The 1,125-nt window shown below is 65.7% G+C and carries 2 protein-coding genes; both read left to right on the forward strand.

The features are described from left to right. Window positions 1-818, forward strand: an 818-nt coding sequence (locus ACYVDE_RS23630; protein WP_460503974.1) for a diadenylate cyclase, incomplete at its 5' end; no start/stop codon positions are given. 90 nt (window positions 819-908) lie between these two features. Further along, the coding region (locus ACYVDE_RS23635) for a hypothetical protein (protein WP_460503975.1) at window positions 909-1,125 on the forward strand (217 nt) is incomplete at its 3' end.

The following is a 1,125-nucleotide window of genomic DNA, read 5'->3' on the forward strand; positions in this document are numbered from 1 at the left end:
GCGTGGCCCCGGCCGGCACCCACGGCCTCTACGACGCCTGCAACGGCGTGGCCGCCTTGCGCCACGAGGGCGACGAGGCCATTGGCACCATGCTGGTGAGCCGGCGCCTGCACCCGGCCGTAGTGCCGGTGCTCACGCTCGAAACGCCCGTGCCCATGCGCGACCACCGCTCCATCCGGAAGCTGCTGGAATTGAGCGAGGGCCACACGGCCCTGATTTCGGATGCCTCGCACGTGTTTGGCCTGGGCCAGCTGGTGCCGCAGTCCGACGCGCAGTTCGAGCCCCTGGTAACGGTGCATTTCACCAACCACTACAGCTGGGAGGTGAGCCACGCCGGCCACGTGCTGATGCGCGTAGTGAGCAACACGCCGCGCCTGCCCCAGGGCCAAGTGGCGGCCGACAACTTTGCCCGCGTCATCCGCATCGTGTTTCCCGACCTGAGCGTGGACAGCACCGACTACCTCTGGGATTTGGCCCAGAAAGCCACTACGCAGCCCAATGGTACTATTCTGGTTATCAGCGCCGGAGCGGCACAGGAGGCCCAGCGCCTCACGCGGCAGTGTTTCCGGGTGGTGCCGCGCATCATGACGCCCACGGTGCTGCGGCTGGTTACCAACATCGACGGGGCCGTGCTCATCGAGCCCAACGGCATCTGCCACGCCATCGGGGCCATTCTCGACGGGCTGGCCACCGAGAAGGGCGACTCTTCGCGCGGCTCGCGCTTCAACTCGGCCCTGCGCTACGTGAACAGCAGCAAGTACCCGGTGCTGGCCGTGGTGGTGAGCGAAGATGGCTGGATTGACCTGTTGCCCAGCTAAATCGGGTGCCCCCTACCGGCTTCGGCCGCGGCCGCAATGCCGAACCGGGAATAATGGGTAGTACATTAGCTTGTCTAATGTTGCTGCGTCATGATGCCTACATCTGCTGCTTCACTTCCTGAAGCTGAATTTTCAACGGCCCTGGCGGCCGCCGAGGCGCGCATCCGCGAACTCACGGATGCCCTGGCCCGCGCCCGCCAGGCCGAGCAATTGGTGGAGTCGCTGAACCGCTTGCGCGACGAAAACCCCAACCCCATCGTGCGCCTCGGGGCCAATTTGCAGCAGCAATTTGCCAACGCCGCCGCCC

The sequence above is a fragment of the Hymenobacter agri genome (genome assembly GCF_054778495.1).